The sequence below is a fragment of the Streptomyces sp. NPDC001678 genome (assembly GCF_042892945.1).
Taxonomy (GTDB): Bacteria; Actinomycetota; Actinomycetes; order Streptomycetales; family Streptomycetaceae; genus Streptomyces.
Genome location: NZ_JBIAUP010000012.1, coordinates 150,329 through 166,493, shown reverse-complemented (window position 1 = coordinate 166,493; position 16,165 = coordinate 150,329). Strand labels below are relative to the sequence as shown.

Annotated in this window: 15 protein-coding genes; 9 read left to right on the top strand and 6 right to left on the bottom strand. The window is 69.9% G+C overall.

Translation table 11 applies throughout. From position 1 onward, the window contains the following. Positions 1 to 81 precede the first annotated feature (81 nt). Positions 82 to 294: a hypothetical protein gene (locus tag ACFYZR_RS24425; protein WP_391913668.1), complete on the bottom strand. Its 213-nt coding sequence runs from the start codon at positions 292 to 294 to the stop codon at positions 82 to 84. A gap of 212 nt (positions 295 to 506) precedes the next feature. Further along, positions 507 to 1,760, bottom strand: coding sequence for a S8 family peptidase (locus ACFYZR_RS24420; protein ID WP_391913666.1), 1,254 nt, complete (start codon positions 1,758 to 1,760; stop codon positions 507 to 509). A gap of 1,253 nt (positions 1,761 to 3,013) precedes the next feature. Here ACFYZR_RS24420 and ACFYZR_RS24415 point away from each other — a divergent pair. After that, positions 3,014 to 3,265: a hypothetical protein gene (locus ACFYZR_RS24415; RefSeq protein ID WP_391913664.1), complete on the top strand. Its 252-nt coding sequence runs from the start codon at positions 3,014 to 3,016 to the stop codon at positions 3,263 to 3,265. A 17-nt stretch (positions 3,266 to 3,282) separates the two neighbouring features. Here ACFYZR_RS24415 and ACFYZR_RS24410 read toward each other — a convergent pair whose 3' ends face one another. Both ACFYZR_RS24410 and ACFYZR_RS24405 read right to left on the bottom strand, forming a co-directional pair. Further along, positions 3,283 to 3,564, bottom strand: a complete 282-nt coding sequence (locus tag ACFYZR_RS24410; protein WP_391913662.1) for a hypothetical protein — start codon at positions 3,562 to 3,564, stop codon at positions 3,283 to 3,285. Beyond that, on the bottom strand, positions 3,561 to 4,304 hold the full coding sequence (locus ACFYZR_RS24405) for an HNH endonuclease family protein (RefSeq protein WP_391913660.1): 744 nt from the start codon (positions 4,302 to 4,304) through the stop codon (positions 3,561 to 3,563). The genes ACFYZR_RS24410 and ACFYZR_RS24405 overlap by 4 nt, the downstream gene beginning before the upstream one ends. Positions 4,305 to 4,511: 207 nt before the next feature. Between ACFYZR_RS24405 and ACFYZR_RS24400 the strand changes: the two genes are divergently transcribed. After that, the gene (locus tag ACFYZR_RS24400) at positions 4,512 to 5,045 is read left to right on the top strand and encodes a DinB family protein (protein WP_391913658.1); all 534 of its coding nucleotides are present in this window, start codon (positions 4,512 to 4,514) and stop codon (positions 5,043 to 5,045) included. A gap of 38 nt (positions 5,046 to 5,083) precedes the next feature. Here the strand turns inward: ACFYZR_RS24400 and ACFYZR_RS24395 are convergent, their stop codons facing one another. Both ACFYZR_RS24395 and ACFYZR_RS24390 read right to left on the bottom strand, forming a co-directional pair. Next, positions 5,084 to 5,869 (bottom strand): ABC transporter permease, encoded by a 786-nt coding sequence (locus ACFYZR_RS24395; RefSeq protein WP_391913656.1) that lies wholly within the window; start codon positions 5,867 to 5,869, stop codon positions 5,084 to 5,086. A 7-nt stretch (positions 5,870 to 5,876) separates the two neighbouring features. Next, positions 5,877 to 6,482 (bottom strand): ABC transporter ATP-binding protein, encoded by a 606-nt coding sequence (locus ACFYZR_RS24390; protein ID WP_391913787.1) that lies wholly within the window; start codon positions 6,480 to 6,482, stop codon positions 5,877 to 5,879. Between the two features lie 344 nt (positions 6,483 to 6,826). Here ACFYZR_RS24390 and ACFYZR_RS24385 point away from each other — a divergent pair, with 344 nt between their 5' ends. The 7 genes from ACFYZR_RS24385 to ACFYZR_RS24355 all read left to right on the top strand — a co-directional run bounded on the left by ACFYZR_RS24385 (position 6,827) and on the right by ACFYZR_RS24355 (position 14,437). Beyond that, positions 6,827 to 7,732, top strand: a complete 906-nt coding sequence (locus tag ACFYZR_RS24385) for a hypothetical protein (RefSeq protein WP_391913654.1) — start codon at positions 6,827 to 6,829, stop codon at positions 7,730 to 7,732. 510 nt (positions 7,733 to 8,242) lie between these two features. Then, complete coding sequence (locus ACFYZR_RS24380; protein ID WP_391913652.1) at positions 8,243 to 9,508, top strand: hypothetical protein; 1,266 nt, start codon at positions 8,243 to 8,245, stop codon at positions 9,506 to 9,508. Positions 9,509 to 9,560: 52 nt separating this feature from the next. Continuing rightward, positions 9,561 to 11,099: a hypothetical protein gene (locus ACFYZR_RS24375; RefSeq protein WP_391913650.1), complete on the top strand. Its 1,539-nt coding sequence runs from the start codon at positions 9,561 to 9,563 to the stop codon at positions 11,097 to 11,099. A gap of 87 nt (positions 11,100 to 11,186) precedes the next feature. Then, positions 11,187 to 12,497, top strand: coding sequence for a hypothetical protein (locus ACFYZR_RS24370; protein WP_391913648.1), 1,311 nt, complete (start codon positions 11,187 to 11,189; stop codon positions 12,495 to 12,497). Positions 12,498 to 12,539: 42 nt separating this feature from the next. Continuing rightward, entirely contained in the window at positions 12,540 to 13,853 is a 1,314-nt protein-coding gene (locus ACFYZR_RS24365) for a hypothetical protein (RefSeq protein ID WP_391913646.1), read from the top strand. Positions 13,854 to 13,886: 33 nt separating this feature from the next. After that, positions 13,887 to 14,282, top strand: a complete 396-nt coding sequence (locus ACFYZR_RS24360; RefSeq protein WP_391913644.1) for a hypothetical protein — start codon at positions 13,887 to 13,889, stop codon at positions 14,280 to 14,282. Next, the gene (locus ACFYZR_RS24355) at positions 14,279 to 14,437 is read left to right on the top strand and encodes a DUF6760 family protein (protein WP_391913642.1); all 159 of its coding nucleotides are present in this window, start codon (positions 14,279 to 14,281) and stop codon (positions 14,435 to 14,437) included. The genes ACFYZR_RS24360 and ACFYZR_RS24355 overlap by 4 nt, the downstream gene beginning before the upstream one ends. Positions 14,438 to 16,165: the final 1,728 nt, after the last annotated feature.

Here is a 16,165-nt window from a genome sequence, read left to right as displayed (position 1 = left end):
CGGTCACGGTCGGCCGACAGCGCGGCCCACCCTAGTCATGACCGGTGGCTCGTGAACTCCCTTTTCTCCTTTCCGCCTTCGTCACCCGCAGGTTCTCGGCCGGGAGCGGGATCCGAGGACGGTCGCCACCGTCCCGATGATCCCCAGCGCCTCCGGGCTCAGGCCCGGGGAGCAGACGGCGACGACGATGACCACGATCACGACGGTCAGCGCGTCGTATAGCTGATCGGCGAGCGGGTGGCGACGGGGCGCACACCGCCGAATCCACTGAATCTGCCTGCCCTTCACGATCACTCCCCTAACTGTCGTGACTGGGTTACCGGCGGAACCATGATGTTTCCGCTTAATGGAACTGTGCAGGCTGAAAGGGTGGGCAATCAAATACAAAGCGAATTAGTCACCCTTGTGTCGCAATCCGAAAGGGAAATCAACACTTCCGTGGGCATGCGCAACCGTCCCCGGCCGGGGTGACCGGCCGGGGACGGCAGGGGTGGCGCCGGGATTCGCTACTGAACGACCTTCAGGAGCTTGTTGGGGGTTCCCGCACCGGGGTTGGCGATCTTGTCGGCGGTGGCGCCCTGGGTCAGGGCGCTCGCCACCTGCTCCGGGGTGGCGTCCTTGTGACCCGCGAGGTACAGCGCGGCGGCACCCGTGACGTGCGGGGTGGCCATGGACGTTCCGGAGATGGTCTTGCTGCCGGAGTCGCTGTCGTTCCAGTCGGAGGTGATGTCCGAGCCGGGGGCGTAGAGGTCGACGACGGAGCCGAAGTTCGAGAAGTCCGACTGCTGGTCGTCCTTGGTGCTGGAGGCGACGGTGATGGCCTCCTTCACCCGGGACGGGGAGCCCTGGCCGGCGTCGGTGGACTCGTTGCCCGCCGCGACGGCGAAGGTGACGCCCGAGGCGATGGCCTTCTGGACGGCCGCGTCGAGCGCCTCGTCCGCACCGCCGCCGAGGCTCATATTGGCGACGGAGGGGCCCTTGTGGTTCTTGGTGACCCAGTCGATTCCGGCCACGACCTGCTCGGTGGTGCCCTGCCCCTCGGCGTTCAGCACCCGCACCGCCACGATCTTGGCCTTCTTGGCCACGCCGTGCGCGGCGCCGGCGATGGTGCCCGCCACGTGGGTGCCGTGGCCGTTGCCGTCGTCGGCCTTGTCGTTGTTGTCGACGGCGTTGAAACCGTACGAGGCGCGACCGCCGAAGTCCTTGTGGCTGATGCGCACACCGGTGTCGACGACGTACGCGGTGACGCCCTCACCGGCGCTGTCCGGGTAGGCGTACTTCCCGTCGCCCTTGGTCTCGGTCTGGTCGATCCGGTCCAGCCCCCAGGAGGGTGGGGCCTCCTGGGTGGCCTTGACGGTGAAGCGGTGGTTCTGGACGACCTTGGCGACGGCGGGGTCGGCGGCGAGCCGCTTCGCCCCCTTCAGGTCGAGGCCGCTGGCGGAGAAGCCGTGGACGGCGGAGGTGTACGTACGCTCCAGCTTGCCGCCGTACCGCTCGGCCAGGCTCTTGCCTTCGGTGGAGACAGCGTGGGCGTCGGCGCTCTTCGCCACGCCCTTCGCACCGTCCTTCGCGCTGTCCTTCAGCAGGACGATGTAGCTGCCGTCGACGGCGTCCTTGGAAGCCGTTCCGAAGACGGTGCCTTCCGCGGGCGCACTCGCCCCTGCGGGCAGGGCCAGCAGGGTGGCTCCGGCGGTCACGGCCGCGGCGGTGGATATCGCCAGGACGAGACGCCGTTTGCCGGTGCGCTTGTGGGCTGCCATAACGAGGGTTCCTCCTCGTGGAGTTGTGGGGGGGGAGTCGCGCGTTCGGTCACGCGACACACCCGATGCGAACACGGATTCGCTCCGGGTGATCCAAAACCCTGGCAGCCTTGACGCGCTCAGATCAACACCGATCCGGGATGTGTGGCATACGCAACATTCTTGCGGAACTACAAACAGCAAGGAACGCAGGCAAGTTGGACAGCCACTCCTGATATCGGCTGTCACGTTTTACATCGCCGACACAGACAACTCATCCCTTCCACACGCGACTTGATTGCCACCGCCCCGGCGGCGGAATAAACCTCTTAAGGGTGCGCTCGGTCATTTTTCCGCCCATCGGAGGAATCCGGCCGCGAACACGGCTGTACACACGCTCGGTTGTGCAGGCTGTCTCCGTGACGGGATGGCGAAGAGCAACACACGCGGGGGTGTTGGCCGCGCTCGCCGTGTTCGCGCCTGCGGGCCATGCGGCCGCGGACGACGGCGGCGCGCACGCCGCGCTCGGCGACACATCGGTGACGGCGGTCCTCCACCACCTGCCGAACCCGCTGGCCCTGCTCCCGCACCCGCCGACCCATGTGACCGCGTCACCATTGGGCGGCGCGGTGACCGCCGAGGTCATCGACAGCGGTACGGGTTGTCTGAACGTCAACGCGCAGGTGCCCGGCGCGAACGCGGACGCGGAGGTGTGGCTGCGCTGCCGCAAGCCGAGACCGCCGGCTCCGGCACCACCGGCGCCCGCCCCTCCGGCTCCGGCACCACCGGCTCCGGGTGCGCCTCCGGCCCCGGCGCCGCCGGCGCCCGCGCCACCCGCACCGGCACCTCCCGTGCCTGCCCCACCGGCTCCCGGCGCGCCACCGGCCCCGGGCGCACCGCCGGCTCCGGGTGTGCCTCCGGCTCCGGGTGCACCTCCGGCGCCCGCACCACCGGCCCCAGCGCCCCCGGCTCCCGCGCCACCCGTGCCCGCTCCCCCGGCTCCGGGCGCTCCGGGCGCGCCTCCGGCACCACCCGCCCCCGCGCCTCCGGCCCCGGGCGCACCACCGGCCCCGGCGCCACCCGCTCCCCCGGGCGCCCCGCCCGCTCCGGCGCCACCGGCGCCGCCCGCCCCACCGACCCCCGGCACACCGCCTGTTCCGGGCGCTCCTCCGGCGCCGGGCGCCCCCGCGCCCGTACCTCCCGGGCAGCCCGGTCGTCCCGCGCCGGCGGCGCCCGCCGCACCCGCCGCGCCCGGGCCGAGGGCGCCGGGCGCCGTGCCCGTCGACAACGCGCCCCCGCGCCCGGCACCCGCGCCGCCGCCGCCCGCGCCCGCCCCTCGCGCCCCGGCGCCGCGACCGCGCCCGGGGTACCCCCAGGGGTCCGTCCATCACGGTGTCCTCAAGGCACTGGGCAAGAAGGCGGTGCACGGCTTCCCGCTGGTCACGCTCACCCTGCTGATCACGGCCCCGGCCGTGCTGGCCGCGGCGCTGCTGCGGCCGCGTTCGGGCGGCGCGCGGCGCCGCTGACCTCACGTGTCAGCGCGTCAGCGCGGCACCTCGGCCGAGCCCCCGGCGCGGACAGCCGCCAGGACCGCGTCGTGGAAGGCCCGCAGCCCCCCGGGCGGCACGGCCCGGGGGCCGCCGGTGAGCGCGTACCACTCCTCGGCGCCGGTGTACTGCACGCGGACGTCCACCAGCCCGTCGGGGCGCCGCGCGGTGACCACGGTGAGGTCGCCGGTGACGACCCCGACGTCGTCGGTCATGGCGCCGCCGGGTCCGGCGACCACCGGGTCCACATACTGCTCTTGGCTCGCTTCTCCGCTCATGACGTACACGTATCCATCATCTTGGTGAGCATGCCTCGCTCCTCCTCGGTGACGCTCAGACCGTAGGTGGACTTCACCGAGGTCCACGCCCGGCCGTAGAAACACCAGGCGCTCTTCGCCGGCGGCTGCCACTGGTCCGGGGACTGGTCGCCCTTGGAGCGGTTCGAGCCGGCGGAGACCGTGAGCAGCTGCGGGTGCGTCAGGTCGTTGGCGAACGCCTTGCGCCGGTCGTCGTCCCACTTGTCGGCGCCCGAACGCCAGGCGTTGGCCAGCGGCACGATGTGGTCGATGTCCACCTGACCGGCCTTGTCGGCGGTCTTGTCGTCGTAGAGGCTGTGCCAGGTGCCCGCGACGGCCCGGCACTCCCCGTCCCGCTTCACGCCCTTTCCGTCCCGCTCCAGGACCGTCTCACGGGTGTCGCACTTGTTGCCCTGCTGAGCCCAGTGGGGGAACCTGGCGCGGCTGTAGCCGGACATCGGGTGGGGCTTCTCCACCTTCAGCGCGGCCAGTTGCTTACGGGCGTCGGCCGTCGACGGGAGCCCCGGCAGCGGGTCGCCCGCGCGGTTCTTCCCCTCGCCCGGGGGTGTCTTGGACGCCGGTGCCGACGCGGCGACCGAGCCCGACGGGGAGATGGACGACGAAGCCGTGTCACCGGACTTGCCGCCGCAACCGGCGAGGGCGGCCCCCACCGTGCACACGGCGACCACCAGCGTCCCGACCCGCCCCTGACGAAGCCTCATCCCTCAACAACCCCTTCGGTTACAGCACACACATCCGACATAACGTTCGATCCTACGTGCAGGCCGACCACCGGAGAGACCTGCCCCGTCGGTCGACCGGCAAGCCGAACCCACCCGGACGGCTCCATGGCGTTCACCCCTCCCCGATCGTGTGAATCCGTCGCCGGGGCCCGGTGCCGTGCCGAGCGGCGTCCTCACAGTGGGGTGATGACGCCATGGGAAGAGGACGAGGAACGGGCCGCCGGGGCCATCGGGTACGCCACCGCCCAGCTGGAGCACACGCGGGAGTTGCTCGGCATGCTCAGCGACGCGCAGTACGTCTGCCGGCCCCATGAGGCGGCCAGTTGTGTCGCCGGGCACGTACGGCACTGCGTGGACCACTACACGGCGATCCTGGCCGGTGCGGGCGGCGGCACGGTCGACTACGACCGGCGCAAGCGCGGTGGTGTGCTGGAGACCGACCGGGGTGCCGCGCTGGCGCGGCTGGCCGATGTCTCCGCCCGGGTGGCCGCGGTGGTACCGGCGGAGCTCGACCGGCCCGTGGACGTGCTCAGCGTGGTGGACGCGGCGGGCACGGTCGTCCGGACGCGCTCCACCGTGGGGCGGGAGCTGCTGTTCGTCGCGCACCACGCCGTCCACCACCTGGCGGTGATGGTGCCGGTGGCCCGCGCCCTGGGCGTGGCCGTTCCCGTGGAGTTCGGGTACGCGCCCGCGACGCTCGCCTACCTCCGGCGGGTCTGAACCGGGCCGCCGGACGTCAGCCGGACATCAGCCGGACGTCACCCGAAGAAGGCCGGCCTGCGGTCGCGGGTCTGCCGGTGGAAGGCGATCCCGGCGACGACGACGGCGCCGAGGAACCACAGCGGGCCCAGCAGCAGGTAGAGGACCGGGAAGGAGTCCCGGAAGCCCGCCGTGACCGCGGCCTGCATCGCCCCGTAGGACGGCAGGTACCGGACGATGTCGTTGTCCGCGATCGGATTCGCGATCGGGCTCTGGAGGCCCGTGTCGATGATGCTGGTCATGATGATGAGCAGCATGCCCGCCAGTTCGCCGCGCAGCGTCGCGCCGAGCATCACCCCGAAGCCGCCGTAGGTCAGGGCGCCGGTGGCCAGGGCGAGGCCGAGCAGCCAGGGCTGCCGGGGGTGCCAGTAGCAGCAGACCACGGCGGTGGCGTAGGCGCTGGTCAGCACGGACGCGATGAGCAGCGCGGCGAGCTTGGCGGCGATCAGGTGGGCGCGGGGGTAACCGGCCATGGCGAGCCGGTGGTCGAACCGGCCCGCCGTGAAGGTGACCGAGAACATCATGAAGCCGACGATCAGGGTGACGGCGTTGAGGGCCCCGGAAATGTTGCTGAGGTTGTTGCCCGGCGCGGTGATCGTCTCGTTGGTCGCGCGCAGCAAAAAGCGGGCCTCGGCGGAGGTGATCACCACATGGCCGAGGGAGATCCACAGCGGGAGGTAGAAGAGGACGAGCACGAGCGCCAGCCGGTTGCGGGAGTGCTCGAGCAGCGCGTAGCGGGCGGCGGTGGAGAAGTACGTCCAGGTGGGGGTGGGGGCGGAGCGCACGGCCGGGTCACCCGGCCCGTCGCGCGTCGTCGGCGAGCCGTCCGGCGTCGAGCCGCCACAGGTCGTCGAACCGGGTGGTGTCGTAGGCGATGTGGGTGACGACCAGACAGGACCGCCCCGCCGCCCGGAGTTGCCCGGCCAGTTCCCAGAACCGCTGGTAGGCCTCCCAGTCGAAGCCCTGGTAGGGCTCGTCCAGGAGCAGCAGGGGCGGGTCGTGCATCAGGGCGAGGACGAGATTGAGCTTCTGCTGGGTGCCGCCGCTGAGCGTGCCGATCCGGTGCCGGCGGTAGTCGGCGAAGCTCAGTGTCTCCAGGAGTTCATGGGCGCGGTCGAGGCCGGGCAGACCATAGGCGACCCGGAAGAGTTCGAGGTGCTGTTCGACGGTGAAGGCGGGGTTGAGCACGGTCTCCTGCGGGCAGTAGCCGATGGCGCCGGGGCCTTTGACCACGCCCCGGTCGGGCCGCAGCCGCCCGGCGAGGATGCGCAGCAGCGTCGACTTGCCGGACCCGTTCTCGCCGACGACCCCGGCCAGGCGGCCCGCCCGCAGCTCCATGTCGACGCCGCGCAGCACACGGTGCCTGCCGTATGCCTTGTGGACGTCGTGGACCTCCAGGAGCGGACGCGCGTCAGTCATCGTTCCCATCCCTACCACCGGGGGCGCGCCCGGGGTGGTAGGTGGGCTGGCAGGGGCGGCCAGGAGCGGCCGATTGGCCTCATGGCGCTCTTTCCGGCGCGGGACGCCCGGCCGGATGATGCACGGATGGCCGGGGCCGTGGGGCGGCCCCGTCGGATCACGGAGGACTCATGCCCGGGCAGAAACAGCAGGCTGTCGCGAGCACGGCAGGTCCATCACCTTCCGCCGTCGCGGAGCGGGAGCCCGCCGGGGTGCAGCAGCAGGCAGCGCGGCCCTTGACCGCGGAGGTGCTCGCACTGCAGCAAACGGCTGGGAACGCGGCCGTGGCCAAGCGGTTCGGGCAGAGGAGCGCCACCGCCCCGGGGGACCGGGACGTGGTGCTGCGGATGCTGGACCGGATATCCCGTATCGCCTTGGACGTGATCAAGGGGACGAACAGCGAATTCACCAAGGGCGGGAAGAAGAACCCGCAGGTGGCGCGCAGCGCGAAGAAAATCACCCCGCACTTGGCGGTCGCGCTGATGCCGGACGGGTCGCTGGCCATCTCGGGGAATACGGGAGAGAAGAAGGTCACCGACAACGACAAGACGGTGGTCGAGCGGGAGATCAAGAAGTTCGTGGAGTCGGGCGCCGAACCGTACGGTGCGCACTCCAAGCCGAAGGACCGGAACAAACTCGGGGCCCTCGTGTCCGGAGACTACGCGGCGGGCCACGCCGAAGCTTCTGCGCTGCGCACGATCGCCGACGCGCTGGAGAAGCCGATCGGATGGCTCGTGGCGCAACGGGCGGACAAGGACGAGAAGGAAGGGGTCTCCCAGCACGGAGAGATGACCCTCCTGGGGCGGCTCGTCGAGCACTGGAGGGAGAACCCGGGAGACCCGGGCCGGCCACAGGAGGTCATGCTGGGCGGAGTCAAGAAGGCATGTCTCGCCTGCCAATGGGCCTTCGAGGCGGTCGACGAGCACATCGGGAAACCGCTCGGGTACAAGGTTGTAGTCGCCGGCACGCACGGGCAGTACTTCCCGGGCTGGCGTATGCCGAACTGGATCACGGACGAGAACCCGAAGTACAAGGACCAGAACGAAGTGGTACGGAAGTCGATCGAGGACAAGGCCAGGGGGACGGAGGGGGTCGAGGTGGACGGCGACAAGCTGCAAGGCAGCATGTCCGAAATGAAGAACGGTCATGACCCCGACGCGTCCGCCTCCGAGTGGGAAGAAGAGGGCTGAGCTCCGGCCACAGGTCTGCACCAATGCCCGTGAGGTCATTGCGCGACATTGGACATTTTTACCTGCAGGCAGAAACGGTTCTCGAAAGAATTCCGGCCACATCACACAGCCATGCCAGGGGTGTACAGGCACCCTTGACACTTCGTGAGCCGACGCGGCCTTGCGGGAGCCCACACGGAATGGCAGGTGTCGATTCCGTCCGTTCGCAGCCGAAACGGCATCGACCACCTGGTGCCGGACGCGTGTCGCCAGGAAGCCTGGGGCTCCGCCCCACGGTGGCCGGTTCGCCCAGGTGCGGTGGTGGTGCTGACGGCATAGTCTCTCGACCGGTCGACCGTCGTCCCCGCGTGATTCATCGGTTTGCGGCCCCTTTCCGGGGGCTCACTGTCGCGCGCCTTCTTGATGTTTCACGCGTCAACCAAAAGGCTGGAGGGGATCGCTGTGCCGGATGTCGCAAGCATCCAGGAAGTTCCCATCGGAAATGGAACTACGTCTTCTACACCGCATTCGGTGGCGGTCGGCAACCACGGATACGTCTGGGTGACCACCAGCAACAAGAGGGTGTTCCGCGTCCATCCCGCCACCCCCACCTCCCAGACGCCGATCAGCCATGCCGGCATCCCCGACCGCACCGCGGGCGTCATGAAGGACCCGGGACCGGATCAGCGGAGGATCTGGTTCGCGGCTCCGGTGGTGCAGGACCCCATCGTCTCCATGGAGACCGTGGGCCAGTTCCCAACGACCATCTTCCCGCTGGAGGCCAACGCCCAGGCCGAGAGCATCAAGCTCAGGACGCACAACGCCGGCGGCTCAGGCACCCCGGACAACAAGTACAGCCTCGTGTTCGCCGAACCGGTGAACAAGTACATCGGGATCCTCGCCATCCCCTCGCACGACGGGCAGATCGACCGCCTGCCCGTCGCCCAGGACACCTGGCTGTGGGACGTGGCCGTCGCGACCGCCAGCGACGGCAAGACGCACACCTACTGGGCCACCGGCCAGAAGCGGACGAGCACTCCCGTCAGGTCCGAGAACGGCCTGTACCGCCGTCTGCCCGGCCAGATGTCCTGGGAGCGGATCGAGGTGCTCCGAGGGCCGGACCACAAGCCGCTCTACATCATCGCGGACACCGAAGCGGTGTATCTCACCACGCAGGGCCCGAACATGGTGATCCGCATCTCCCTCACCGACATGTCGGTGCGCAGCCAGGAGATGGGATCGGCCGCTCCGCAGCAGCTGGCGTTCGGCACGGAAGGCCAGGTGTGGGTGGCCTCAAGCGAGGGCCTCCACGAGTTCGACGCGGGCCTGACGGGACCGGGCTCCGTGGTGAACCTCCCGAACGGCGGCGGGGCCAAGGGGCTTTGCGTCGGCAAGGACGGGCAGCTCTGGTACACGAACCCCACGCGGAAGACCCTGGGGTCCTACACCCCTCCCCCGCCCCCGTTCGGCGCGGCCACGCTCACCGGCCGGACCCAGGTGGTGGCGCACGGAGCGACCGAGGTGCGGATGAAGGATCACGTCGAGCGCCCGCTGGTCGCGGAGTACGTGGCCGGCGGCAGGCCCATTCCGGGAATTCCGCTGACCGCCCGCATTCAGGCGGAAGGAGCGACGTTCGACGACGGGACCCAGGAACGCGTGCTGCTCACGGACCAGCGCGGCCGTGTCGTCCTCCCCGACGTGGTCGCCGGCGGCATCGAGGAGAAGGCGGTGCTCAGCGTCGGCCTCGGTGCCAGCGAGCCGCACGCCGCCACCATGATGGAGATCACCCAGTCCTAGCGCGACGCAGCACCCCATCCGGCTCGTTCACCCCCTACGGAGGGAGCACCACATGCCGTCCGCAGCGTCGCCCGCCGGCGACAAGTACCCCATCACCGCCGCCGCCATCGATCTGACGTGGAACGGCGACGACCACAACGTATGGTTCGTGACCGCCGAGGGCATCGTCGGCGTCTTCGAGCCCCGCAGCCCGTGGAGCAGCAGTCTCTTCACCCCGGGCTCGGGTGTCACCGGCAGCGCCTCCTCCGTCGTCGCCTGGCCGGGCCACGGTGTGTGGACCTTCATCAGCGGGCAGAACGACTGCGCCTTCGTCAAGTGCGACCTCAACGGCCTGTACCGGACGCACCCGCTGAGCGGGCGGACGGAATGCCGGTCCCTGACCCTCGCGCAGGGCCCCGGCGGGCACGAGTGCGTCGTCGCGGCGCTGACCGACTGGAAGATGCTCGCCTTCGTCGACCCCGGGGGCGCCATCTCCTACTCGAGGGGTTACACGCCGGGCCTGTACGCGGTCGCGGCCGCGCAACAGGATCCGGCGCTCCTGTGGATCAGTTCCCCGGGCGCCAAGTCCCTGGCCACCTATGACGTACGCACCGGTGAGTTCTCCCAGCCGATCGACGTCGGCGCGGAGGCGCGGGACATCGCCGTCACACCGTCCGGCGACGCGGTGTGGGTGGCCACTCCCGAGAACATGGTCCTCAAGTACACCGTCCAGGGCGGCATCGTCCACCGCTTCGAGACCCCGGCTCCGGCCCACCGTCTGACGGCGACGGCGGACGGGACGCTGTGGTTCGCCAGCACGGAGGGCGATGCCATCGGCTACGTCCTGCCCGGGCAGACCAGGGCGGCCACGATCCCCACGGGTGCCGGCAGCCGGCCCTCGGGCGTCACCGTCTCCGGGGACGGTGTGCTGTGGGCCGCCCTGTCCGGGGAGCGGGCGCTGCAGCGGGTGTCCCGCTACCGGCTCGCCGTGGAGTCCGGGGACGGGCAGTCGGCCACGGTCGGCCAGCGCTTCCCCGACCCCCTCGTGGTCAAGGCGACCCAGCTCGACGGCACCCCGGTCGGCGGGCAGAAGATCGAGTTCTCCGTGGAGGCCGGATCGGCGGTCTTCGAGAACGGCGAGCCCGTGGAGACCAGGCGGACCGAGACCGACGGAGTGGCGACCAGCTCCCGGCTCAAGGCGCTCAAGGAAGGCCCCTGCGTCGTCACCGCCCGCTGGACCGAGACCGAGGCCGTCGCCTCCTTCTCCCGGCTGACCGTCACCCCGCCGGTGGGCGCCGCACACCACGTCCGCTATGTCTCGGGCGCCGGGCAGACCGTGCCTCCGGGGAAGTCCTTCGACGAGCCGATGAAGGTCGTCGTGGAGGACAAGAACGGGGTCGCCGTGCCGGGTGCCGAGGTCACCTTCAAGATCCAGGACGAGGGAGCGGCGACGTTCCCCGGCGGGGTGGAAACGGCCAAGGTGACGAGTGAGGCCGACGGTTCGGCCACGTCCCCCGTCCTGACGGCCGGGGACAAGGCCGATGTGTTCGCGGTGCGGGTCTGGGTGGCGAAGACGCCGGTGAGCCTGCTGCTCGACCAGTACATCCAGTAGACGACGCCGTGCGCTGACCGCCTTCCCCCGGCTCCCGCCCCGGCGGCGGGAGCCGGGGGCCCGGGCGGCCGACTCCAGGGGGTAAGGATGACCGTAGGCCAGGAGCCTTCGGTGCGATATGAACTGCTCGGCGACTGGGAACAGACGCGGCCTCCTGAGGCGAAGGGCTGGGTCTACAGGTACCAGTTCAAGGTGCTCGCCGGCGTAGAACGAGTCCAGCTGCGGGGGATCGACTTCGAGCTTCCCGAGGGCGGGGTGGCTCGTGCGAACCCCCAGGAAACGAGGTGGTACGACGTCGTCAAAGACGGTCCTGATGCGTTTGCACTGCGTTTTCGTGAAGCAGTCCAGCTCGAGCCCCATAGCGAACTCAAGGTTGGACTGGAGCTGCTCCACCCGGAGAAAAACGGCGGCGAGCTCTGCAATGTTCGCGCCATCGGAGCATCCGCCCCCAACACCGTCCACGCCTGGAACCGCTCCGGCGATCCGGTCCAACTGGACCTGCGCGGGCTGACGGATGAGGTCGCCCAAATATCAGCCGGCTATGCCGCTGTGGCATTGAGCGGCGGGAAGGTCCATGCCTGGAGTGCCACCGGTGAGGCGATTCCACTGGAGGGAAAAACAACCGGCTTCGTCCACATCGCCGCTCAAGCTCGCGCGATCATGGGAATCAGTGGGGACGCGAGCAAGCTGCACGCCTGGACAAGTGATGGCGTGGTGATTCCACTGGCAGGCGACACGACCGGCGTCACCCAGAGCGCCGTCGCATGGTCCGAGGCCGATCCTTTCATGTCCATGATCGGAGGATTGAGGGGCGGGAAAGTACATGCCTGGGATCCGCTCTCCGGCGCGGTGATTCCACTGGCAGGTGAAACAGCCGACGTCGATCACATCGTCGGTTCCCGGAACCAAATCGTAGGGCTACGCCGGGGGATCGTGGAAGCATGGGACTCCAGCGGTTCACACCACCGCCCGTCCGACCAACCCGGAGACCTCACCGGGATCACTGCTTCGTATATGTCCATCGCAGGATTGAGTGGCGGAAATGTGTACGCCTGGAACCCTACTGGCTCCAGGGTTGAACTGCAGGGCGATACATCCGGTTTCACCCAGGTCGCCACCTCCGAATGGGGTTCCCTCATCGCAGGGCTGAAGAACGGCAAGGTGCACGCCTGGACTGGAGCATCCGGCACAGAGGTTCCACTGCAAGGTGACGCAACCGGCATCACCCAGATCATCAGCGGCGGTTCATTCCTCATCAGCGGTTCATTCATCGCTGGGCTGAGCGATGACAAGGTGCACTTGTGGGATTACAGCGGTGCAGTGGTCGCCCTGATCGAGGAACCCGGAATCACCAGGATCGCTGCTTCTAGAGTCATCGTGATGGGTCTGGCCGGATAAAGAAGACCAGCAATAACGCGACAAAGGCCGGAGGGCACCACCGTGGCAGACGCTCCCCTCATCGAAGAGTTCCCCCTTGACGAGACCCCGTCCTCAGTGGCCGTGGGGAATCTACGATATCTGTGGATCACCGCCGTCAACTCCATCTTCAAGGTCAACCCCAATGACCTCGAAAACGCTGAACCAATCCCTCCCGGAAGGTCCACTGTCGGAGTCATCAAGGACCCGGAATCCGGGAACAAGCGGATCTGGATGGCAGCGGGGAACGCCATCCTGATGATGGAGACCTACGGCAGGTATCCGGTGACCACATACAGGTTGGACGAGAGCGACCGGGCGTCTACGGTCACGCTCCTGACGACCGACGAGGGCGGACCAGGCACGCCGGTAGATGTCCACCGTCTACTGTTCACCGGAGGGCAATCCAGCATCGGCGTCCTCCCGATCCCCGCCTTGGGTGGCTCATACAGCAAGATTCTCGTCGGCGAGAATACCCGGATCGTGGACGTGACCGTTACAACCGTGGAGGACGAGGACGGCAAGAAGGCGGCCCACACTTACTGGGCCATAAGCCAGAAGCAGGCGGGAGACCCCGACGCGATCAAGAACGGCCTGTACCGGAGGCTCCCTGAACAGACGGCATGGGAAAAGATCGATACTCTCGGCATTTCCGGCCAGACTCCCCATCACATCATCGCCGACACCGAGGCCGTCTGGCTCACCGCCACCAACCCCAACCAGGTGATCCGGTACAGCATCGCGGATGGCCACATCAAGACCGTGGACCTGGACGACGCAGTACCAGGCCGCCTGGTGTTCTACGCGGACGACACGGTGTGGGTGGCCTCCAACAAGGGCCTCCACGAGATCGACCGCCATGACCCGGGTACGGACCGCAAGGTGGACCTCCCCAAGGGTGGTTACGTGAAGGACCTCTGCGTCGGCACCAACGCGGAGCTCTGGTACACGAACCCCGAGAACAAGTCACTGGGCAAATACCTCCCGCCCCCGCCCCCGCCTCCTGGCGATGGCGGTTCCCGCATCGGGCGGACGCAGGTGGTGTCTCAGGGCGAGTCAGCGGTGCGCGTGCAGGGCCGCGTCGAGCGGCCTCTCGTCGCCGAGTACGTCGCCAACGGCTGTCCCGTACCGGGAATTCCGCTCACCTGCCGCATCGAGGCGGAGGGGGCGACGTTCGACGACGGGTCCAGGGAGCAGGTGATCCTGACGAATCAGCTCGGCCGCGTCACCCTGCCGCCCGTGGTGGCCGGACCGATCGAGGAAACGGCGGTCCTGAGCGCCGGTCTGGGCGACACCGAGCCGCACGCGACCACCACCTTGAGGATCGTCCAGGAGTAGTGGCCCGACACCGGAGGAGGAACCCGCCCCACCATGCCCGAGAATGATCCGCCGCTGCGCACCGAGTACGAATTCGAACTCCCCCACGGCTACGTGGATGCCGCCGGCACCGTGCACCGCCGGGGCGCCATGCGGCTCGCCACGGCCCGCGACGAGTTGTCGCCACTGATCGACCAGCGGGTCCGGGAGAACCCCGCCTATCTGGGGGTCGTCCTCCTCAGCCTCGTCATCACCCGGTTGGGCACGGTGAGCGACATCCACGCGGGTGTGGTGGAACAGCTCTTCGCCAAGGACCTCGCCCACCTCCAGGACCTCTACCGGCACATCAACGGCCTGGACTCCGGTCACGGCGCCGTCGCCTGCCCCTCCTGCGGGACGAGCTTCGCCCTGCCCGGACCCATCTCCGGCAGCCGCCTGGGGGAAGGATGACGCACCCGGAGCGCCGGCTCCGCGAGGAGAGCGCCTACATCGCCTACCACTTCCACTGGGCGTACGAGGACATCCTCACCCTGCCGCATGCGGAGCGGCGCGCGTGGGTGCGTGAGATCGCGCGGATCAACTCCGCGATGGGTGAAGGGCGGTGAGCACGGTGCGGCTGCTGAGCGGGCTGGTGCGACGAGGGCGCCGAGGACGTCGAGGGCGACATACGGTTCCGGCTTCCCCGGCGACGGCGGCTCCGGCCCCGCCCCCGCCGCGTGCGGACTGGCGCGTGGTCGCGCCCGTCGGGCTGTTACGGCTGCCGGTGCCGCTCACCAGCGGGTTCGCCGGCTTCCGGCAGGACCTCGCGGCCTGGCGCCCCGCACCGCTCGCCACGGCCGATGGCCGGCTGCTGCCGCGCGGGGTGCCGTTGGCGCTGGGGCGGGGTGAGTGGGGTGCGCCGGTGGCCGAGGTGACGGTGGTGGGGGTGGAGGGTTCCCCGATCCCGCCCCTTCCCGAAACAGGGGGCTTCGCCCCCGGCACCCCGGTTCCCCCGGTTCCCCCGGTGAACACCCGGAGTACCCCGGGGGCCCTGAGTGACGGCGTCGCAAGCCGTACGGACCGACGCGCCCGGAGCGGGAGCGACGAGCCGCCCGGGGCCTCGGCGAGCGCGGGGCACGACAGGTCCAGGGCACCCCGGGACACCGGCCGTGCCCCGGCCCCGCGGGACGCCGGAGACGGCCGGTTCCCGAGCGAGCCCCGCGTTGTCGGCCTCCGGAACGGCTCGGGAGACCACGACGGCCGACCGAGGCCGGGTGCGCTGTCGTTAACCGGGCGCCCCGGAGACCGACCGGGCGCGGGCGAGTCTTCCGCCCCCGGCTCCGGCCCTGCCTCGCCTTGGGCCCCCGGGCGCCTTCACGGCCCGTCGGCCACGGCCCAAGAGCCCGACCACCCCACTCCCCGCCGGGGCTTCAGGTATCGCCCACGCCGACCGGACCGAGGCGCAGCCGACATCCTCGACCAACCCGGCACCCCGGAGCATCACCGGAACCGACCCGCCCCCCAGGACGAAGCCCCCGGGCGCGCCTTTCCATGGAGCCTCAGGAACCGCCGGCGCCAACCGGACCGGGGCGCGGCCGATGGGTCCGCCCCCGCCCCCTCGGCAACCCCCGGGGGCCGGAACGGCCGACCGGCCGGGGGCAAGGCCGAGGCCCTCGTCCCGCCGAGCGGCCCGGGCCCGCACCAAGGCCGCCCGAGCGAAGGATCAACCGACGGACCCGACACCTCGAGGCGTCCGACGCCGCCTCAGAATCCGGTCCGTGAAGGCGAATCCATCGCCCTCGGCTTCCCTCCGCTCCTCAACGCTCCCCGCCCGTCGGCGAGCCCGGAGCACCAGCAGAACCAACCGGGTGAAGACGAAACCCTCACCCCCGCATCCCCTCCGCCCCCCACATACCGCCGACTGCAACCCGGCCGAAGTGAAGCTCCCGCCCTCGGCCTCCCCCGGGCACCCGGCCCGTCGGAGAGCCCGGCAGGCACTCCTTCCGGTCTCGGCGGTCACAGGAACCAGGACCGGCAGGGGCAGGAACAGGAGAAAGGCGAAGCCTCTGCCTCCAACCCTCTGCGGGGTCCGGGGCGGAGCCCCCACCCGGCGAAGCCGCAAATCGACTACGCCGGGAAGGGGCGGGATCGGGGAAACCTCCCCCCGGTCGGCCCCCCACACCGGCTCGGCATCGGGCAGCCGCTCCCCCATGTCCCCGGCACGGCCATGCCGTTCGTCGTCCCGCCTCCCGCCGGGAACGGAACGCCACCCCGTGCCGCCGCGACAGGCGAACCGGCCGCCACCACCCCCGCGTTCGTCCCGAGACCGGCCCAGCATCCCGCGCCCGATCCGC